This is a genomic window from Larkinella knui (genome assembly GCF_003858645.1).
Classification (GTDB): Bacteria; Bacteroidota; Bacteroidia; order Cytophagales; family Spirosomataceae; genus Larkinella; species Larkinella knui.
The window spans coordinates 1,700,959-1,707,481 of sequence record NZ_RQJP01000001.1 but is presented as its reverse complement, the minus strand read 5'-3'; the positions used below and the strand labels follow the sequence as shown (position 1 = coordinate 1,707,481).

The window sequence follows — 6,523 nt, the reverse complement described above, 5'->3', positions numbered from 1 at the left end:
CCCTGGGAAGACCAGTCGACCAATGCGGTTCGTTCCATCACCAGTGCGGGCACGTACTCGGTGACGGTGACCGCGGGCAACGGGTGTACGGCCTGGGCCAGTGTGGTCATTGGGGGTGACAGCCAAGCCCCCACAGCGGTGATCACCCCCTCGAGTGCAACATTGACCTGCGCCAGCCCGGCGGTAAGTCTGACGGCCAGCGGGGGCAGTACTTACCGTTGGGAAGACCAGTCGACCAATGCGGTTCGTTCCATCACCAGTGCGGGCACGTACTCGGTGACGGTGACCGCGGGCAACGGGTGTACGGCCTGGGCCAGTGTGGTCATTGGGGGTGACAGCCAAGCCCCCACAGCGGTGATCACTCCCTCGAGTGCGACGCTGACGTGCGCCAGTCCGGCGGTAAGCCTAACGGCCAGCGGGGGCAGTACTTACCGTTGGGAAGACCAGTCGACCAATGCGGTTCGTTCCATCACCAGTGCGGGCACGTACTCGGTGACGGTGACTGCGGGCAACGGGTGTACGGCCTGGACCAGTGTGGTCGTTGGGGGTGACAGTCAAGCGCCCACGGCGGTGATCACCCCCTCGAGTGCGACATTGACCTGCGCCAGTCCGGCGGTAAGTCTGACGGCCAGCGGGGGCAGTACCTACCGTTGGGAAGACCAGTCGACCAATGCGGTTCGTTCCATCACCAGTGCGGGCACGTACTCGGTGACGGTGACCGCGGGCAACGGGTGTACGGCCTGGACCAGTGTGGTCGTTGGTAGCCAAATAGTGACGCCAGCCGTGCCGAATTTGACCAGCACCACCGTTGCCCAGGGAGCGCCTGTCGTAAACCTGACGGCTGATAACTGCGCAGGAACGGTTACCTGGACCGGACCGGGAGGAACGTCCGGCACCGGTTCCATTCTGGTTGCAACCACATCTCCCGGCACGTTCAGTTATCAGGCTACCTGCACCGTCTACGGATGCATCAGTGACCCCGCCAGCGTGGCCGTTGTCGTAGCATCTCCCACGGTGACGGGTTCGTTCGACGGGTTTATCTACGGGGCCGACTGCTCCACTTTCCGGGGCTGGGTCTGGGACCGCAACAAACCCAATACCGCCATCACCATCGATATTTTGGACGGCACTACGGTCATTGCCACCATCTCCGCTGGCGAGTTCCGCCAGGATCTACTCGATGCAGGCAAGGGCAACGGCAAACATGCGTTTTTCTGGTCCATCCCCACTAATCTCAAAGACGGCTTGGCGCACAGCCTCTCGGCCCGCGTGACGGGCAATACTTTCGTGCTGAAAGACTCGCCCAAAGCCCTGATCTGTTCGCCCAACACCACGCCCGGTGGCAACAAACCACCCCAGCCGCCCGTGCCAACGGTGCTCATTGCTCCGCTGGTCGCCCAGGTCGGGGTTCCTTTCTCCGGAACACTGGTGGCCTTCACTGACCCCGAAGGCGGTGCCTTGACCTACACCTTGACCGGTTTACCGGCCGGTTTAAGTCTGGAAATGCCCAACCGCATCATCAGCGGTGTTCCCACCCAGGCGGGTACGTTTGTGCTGACCTATCAGGCCACCGACGGACCGGGTGCCAGCAACAGCGTAAGCTTTCAGTTGACGGTCAATCCGGCCGAGACGACGACGGTAACGGGCAGTTTCGAGGGGTATCTGGATAAGCTCGACTGTGGGGGCATCCGGGGCTGGGTCTGGGATCGGAACAAGGCGAACACGCCCTTGACGGTGGAGTTTTATACCGAAAGCAGTCCGGGAAACATTACGGTATTGGGCAGTACGCTGGCCAACATTTACCGGCAGGATCTAAAGGATGCGGGAAAGGGCAACGGCGCTCATGCCTACAACTTTACGGCTCCGGCCGGGCTGACGAATGGCACGCTGGTGTTGGCGCGCATACTGGGTTCGACGTACCTGTTGAAGGGCTCACCCAAGGCGTACCAGTGCGCCGGAGCGCGGTTGTCGGCTGAGCCTATCGAGGACCTGCAGGTGGCGGTTCTGGGTAATCCGGTTGTCGGAGATCAGGTAGAACTGGAGGTGCGTGGCGCAGCCGGGGAGCGGCTGGAGATTCAATTGACCGATCTTCAGGGACGCGCCGTGGCTCATCAAACCGTAGAAAAACCGGCGGTGGTCGAGCGGCTTCGGATCTCGGTCGCCGGTCAGGCACCCGGACTCCTGTTGCTGCGGGTGAACACCCTGAAAAAGACGAAAGCACTGTCCATTCTGAAAGCCAATTAATGAAAGCAGGCCCGCCAACTCATCGGTCGGCGGGCCTGCCTATACTGCATGAAATCGTTATTTCGGCTTTTCTTCTTTGGGTTTGAGCGTGCCCCGCGCAATCATTTCCGGTTTGGATTTGGGGTCCGCAAAACGCAGCAGAGTTGCCGTCGAAAATACCGCTTTCGGTGATTTGGTAATCAGCAATTGATACGAACGGGTGCCAATCACCAGGTTATAATAGGTCATGTCTTTGCCGGATTCCTGCGGCAGTCCCCAATTGGCTACCGGTTCTTTCGCCAGCAACTTTTCGTCCTCGTCCGACAAAGCCGCGATCGCCGTGTCGGGCAGAAAGCGTTTGTCGGTGATGCCTTCAATGGCGGTAACCACCGATGGGGGTGTTGCTGTTGCCGTTTTGGTTTGGGCTACGGCTGATCCTCCCATCAGCAGCAGCAGAATGAATAGTGCTTTCATGATTTTGCCGGTTCGTTTTCCGTGACTATTACCACCAGTTTCCCTTTTACATGCCCCGCTTCGCTTTCGGCATGGGCCAGGGCGAGTTCATTCAGTCGGTAAGTTCGTTCAACCACCGCCCGGAGTTGCCCTTCCGCGGCCTGTTTCAGCAGCCAGTTCATATCTTCCCGCGTAAAACGAAAGAGCAGCGATTCGGCTTTTTGCTGGGTAAAGGTGGTGACGACCTGTTCAAGAACCTGTTTGGGCGAAGGCACGGTCGTGACGTAACTACCGGATTCGGTCAAAATAGCCCGGCATTCATCGAACGAGCTTTTGGCCACGGCGTCGAAAACCAGGTCGTACTTTTCAATGCTTTTGGTAAAATCGGCCACGTTGTAGTCGATTACCTGATCGGCCCCCAGCTGGCGGGCCAGGGCAACGCCGTTGGTGCTGCAAACCGCCGTCACCAGACCGCCCAGTAATTTGGCAATCTGAATGGCAAACGTCCCCACCCCGCCGGTGGCACCGTTGATCAGCACCCGGTCGCCCGGACGCAGGTGGCCTTTGTCGCGCAGGGCCTGCAGGGCGGTTCCGGCGGCAACGGGCATGGCTGCGGCCTGAACAAAATCCACTTCATCGGGCAGTTTGGCGACATTCGTATCCTTCGCAACGGCGTATTCAGCGTATCCACCGCCCGTCATTCCCAGGGAAGCCACAACGCGGTCGCCGGGTTTCAGGTCGGTCACCATCAGGCCCACCTGCTCGATGATGCCGGCACACTCGAGACCGAGAATTTTCGGAAAATCACCTGGTTGCACGACTTTTAAACCGCCTTGCCGCAATTTGGTATCGACGGGATTGATGCCAGCTGCATGAACGCGAATCAGGACCTGGTGCGGATCATCCTGCCGGTCGATCAGGGGATTGGGCACTTCCTGCACAAGTAATTCATGGCTGTCGCCGTATTGATTGATGATGGCTGCTTTCATCGTTGTTGCGTCTGATTGATGATTCACCAGTAAACCGTCCAGCGGGACGAGAGGTTTATTTATTTTAGGACCCGGCGTATCCGATGATCGGGAAGTTTTGTGTCGCAAAACATTTTTTTGCCACATTCCGTTAAGCGGTATTCATCAAAACAAGGACGCTCATGGTCAAAAAAGGAGATTCGGTGCGCTGGCAGTATGCCGGTAACCAGGCCGAAGGGAAGGTGGTGGAAGTCCACAAAGAGGAGATCGAAAAGACCATCAAAGGCACGAAAGTCAAACGGAACGGATCGGCTGACAACCCGGCCCTGGTGATCGAACAGGACGACAAACAACTGGTCCTGAAACTGCAAAGTGAGGTTGAAAAAATGCACCAGTAACGGGTAAAACGCGATGGATGAGGCAGAAAAAAAAGCGGTAATCGACGAATTTGGCGAACTGGTGAATATGTCGCCTTCGGAACTGGCAAACTGGTTGAAAACCGACGAATCGAAATCGGTCGGTATGGATAGCGGAGACGGCGAATCGGTCGGGCATAAGTCGGGCGAAAAAATCATCAAGATCAAACAGAAAAAGCGGGCCGACCTCGATGCGCAGGATATTGAACACATGCGCAAGGTGATCGGCTACATCAAACGCCACCGCGCCCAGCGTCCCAAAGACGAAAAAGGAAGCAACTGGGCATATTCGCTCAAAAACTGGGGGCATAATCCGGAGTAAGATACGGTATCGGGTTGCTGGCGCGCGGATTAGGCGGTGGCATCAGGCGCGCGTCAGCAACCCAATACCGTTTTTTCCGTAAGTTTGCGTAGCACCTATTCTGATCATTCATGCAACGCCGATTTTTTATTCAACAGACCGGTTTGCTGGCTGCGGCTGTCAGCGCTTCCGGACCGGCGGTTTTGGCCGCACCCTCGCCCGCGGCAAAAAACAAACTGCCGAAATGGAAAGGATTTAATCTGCTGGATTTCTTTTCGCCCAATCCCGCCCAGGGTCGTAAGGCTACCGAAGAAGACCATTTCAAGTGGATGCGCGACTGGGGCTTTGATTTTGTCCGGCTGCCGATGGCGTATCCGGCGTATGTAAAATTCGACAGAAGCCGCAACATTACACCCGACGAAGTCTATCAAATTGATGAACAGGCCGTTGACCGGATCGATCGCCTGGTGGCAATGGCCCACAAATACAACATTCACGTCAGCCTGAACCTGCACCGCGCACCGGGTTACTGCGTCAATGCCGGATTTCACGAGCCCTATAACCTGTGGACCGATCAGAAAGCGCTCGATGCCTTTTGTTTCCACTGGAACCTGTGGGCAAAACGGTATAAAAACGTGTCGTCGCAAAAGATCAGTTTCGATCTGTTGAACGAACCGAGCATGCGGGAAGACATGAACGACCAGCTTTCCAAACGCAGTTCGGTGCCGGGAGCAATCTATCGAAAAGTGGCTCTGGCGGCTTCGGAGGCTATTCGCCGGGAAAATCCAAAACATCTGGTGATTGCCGACGGCAATGATACCGGCTCATCGGTTATTCCCGAAATTGCGGATCTGGACATTGCCCAAAGTTGCCGGGGCTACAATCCCGGTATCATTTCGCATTACAAAGCACCCTGGGCCAACAAAGATACCGAAAACCTGCCGACCCCCAAATGGCCGGGGCAGGTGGGCGAAAAATACCTCAGCCGCGCCCTGCTCGAAACGTTTTACAAACCGTGGATCGAGTTGGTGAACAAGGGCGTCGGCGTTCACTGTGGCGAATGCGGTGCCTGGAACAAAACCCCCCACGATGTTTTTCTGGCCTGGTTTGGCGACGTGCTCGACATTCTTTCGTCCAACGGAATCGGGTTCGCACTCTGGGAATTCAGCGGTGATTTTGGCGTGCTGGACTCGCGCCGGTCCGACGTGGCGTATGAAGACTGGCACGGCCATAAACTGGACCGGAAGTTGTTAAATCTGATGGCGAAATACTGATGGGAGAGGAGTTGCCGGTTTTGAATCCAATCAACGAGCGTAAAATACTTTCCATTCTGTATCAATCGCCCGATCTGGTGGCAATCAACAAGCCGCACGGTTTGCTGGTTCACCGGTCGATGATAGCCAGTGACGCCAGCGAGTTTGCGGTTCAGTTGCTGCGCGATCAATTGGGGCAGCGCGTGTATCCCGCCCACCGGCTGGACCGGAAAACCAGTGGCGTTCTGCTGTTTGCGCTGAATGAAACCCTGAATTCGGCCCTGCAACAGCAGTTTGCGGATGGGCAGGTACACAAGACCTATCAGGCCATTGTGCGGGGCTATACCGACGATGAACAGGAAATCGACTACCCGCTCCGGCGCGACGACCGAAGCGTCGGCCCGGGGGTGGTGCAGGAGGCATTTACCCGGCTGAAGACGCTCCGGCGCACTGAAGTGGCTTTGCCGTTCGGCAAACACGCGACATCCCGGTATTCGCTCGTCGAGCTGACGCCCACGACGGGCCGGATGCACCAGCTCCGGAAGCACATGGCGCATATTTTTCACCCGATTATTGGTGACCGGCCCCACGGTTGTAACAAACAGAATAAGCTGTTCAAGGCGCATTTTGGAATGGAAACCATGCTGTTACACGCGCAACAAATCCGGTTTCGGCACCCGGTTTCGGCAGAAAACGTAGTGATTGACGCGCCGTTTCAGTCCGAATTCAGGCGAATGCTGGACGTTTTATTTGGCGAAAAGCTGCCATAAGAAATCGACCCGGATTTCAGCCTGACCCCGGATCGGTTTCGTTGAAAATAATGGATCGGCGATCCAACGGGAAGCCACATTTAGGGGTCAATGCTAAACCAACTCCTGGGCAAACGGTCAAAAGGCCAAAAGAGTTGAC

Annotated in this window: 8 protein-coding genes (1 of these 8 cut by a window edge); 6 read left to right on the top strand and 2 right to left on the bottom strand. The window is 56.7% G+C overall.

Annotated features, from left to right (window positions below; all coding sequences use genetic code 11):
• Together EHT87_RS06980 and EHT87_RS06975 are read left to right on the top strand one after the other, a co-directional pair.
• Positions 1–64, top strand: the end of a protein-coding gene (locus EHT87_RS06980) for a beta strand repeat-containing protein (protein WP_124905176.1). Its footprint begins 4,757 nt before the window's first position; 64 of the gene's 4,821 nt are visible here — the last part of the coding sequence; its start codon lies beyond the left edge, outside the window; the stop codon is at positions 62–64.
• A complete protein-coding gene (locus tag EHT87_RS06975; RefSeq protein ID WP_185716156.1) occupies positions 61–2,244 on the top strand; it encodes a putative Ig domain-containing protein in 2,184 nt (727 codons plus the stop codon). The genes EHT87_RS06980 and EHT87_RS06975 overlap by 4 nt, the downstream gene beginning before the upstream one ends.
• A gap of 57 nt (positions 2,245–2,301) precedes the next feature.
• Here EHT87_RS06975 and EHT87_RS06970 read toward each other — a convergent pair whose 3' ends face one another.
• Together EHT87_RS06970 and EHT87_RS06965 are read right to left on the bottom strand one after the other, a co-directional pair.
• On the bottom strand, positions 2,302–2,697 hold the full coding sequence (locus EHT87_RS06970; RefSeq protein ID WP_124905172.1) for a hypothetical protein: 396 nt from the start codon (positions 2,695–2,697) through the stop codon (positions 2,302–2,304).
• Entirely contained in the window at positions 2,694–3,665 is a 972-nt protein-coding gene (locus tag EHT87_RS06965; protein ID WP_185716155.1) for an NAD(P)-dependent alcohol dehydrogenase, read from the bottom strand. Before EHT87_RS06965 ends, EHT87_RS06970 begins: the two co-directional genes overlap by 4 nt.
• 161 nt (positions 3,666–3,826) lie before the next feature.
• Between EHT87_RS06965 and EHT87_RS06960 the strand changes: the two genes are divergently transcribed.
• The 4 genes from EHT87_RS06960 to EHT87_RS06945 all read left to right on the top strand — a co-directional run bounded on the left by EHT87_RS06960 (position 3,827) and on the right by EHT87_RS06945 (position 6,384).
• Positions 3,827–4,042 carry a hypervirulence associated TUDOR domain-containing protein gene (locus EHT87_RS06960; protein WP_124905168.1) on the top strand — a complete coding sequence of 72 codons (216 nt, stop codon included), beginning with the start codon at positions 3,827–3,829 and terminating at the stop codon, positions 4,040–4,042.
• A 13-nt stretch (positions 4,043–4,055) separates the two neighbouring features.
• Complete coding sequence (locus EHT87_RS06955) at positions 4,056–4,382, top strand: DUF3140 domain-containing protein (RefSeq protein ID WP_124905166.1); 327 nt, start codon at positions 4,056–4,058, stop codon at positions 4,380–4,382.
• 110 nt (positions 4,383–4,492) lie between these two features.
• On the top strand, positions 4,493–5,635 hold the full coding sequence (locus EHT87_RS06950) for a glycoside hydrolase family 5 protein (protein ID WP_124905164.1): 1,143 nt from the start codon (positions 4,493–4,495) through the stop codon (positions 5,633–5,635).
• Positions 5,635–6,384, top strand: a complete 750-nt coding sequence (locus tag EHT87_RS06945; RefSeq protein ID WP_185716154.1) for a pseudouridine synthase — start codon at positions 5,635–5,637, stop codon at positions 6,382–6,384. Before EHT87_RS06950 ends, EHT87_RS06945 begins: the two co-directional genes overlap by 1 nt.
• Positions 6,385–6,523 lie beyond the last annotated feature (139 nt).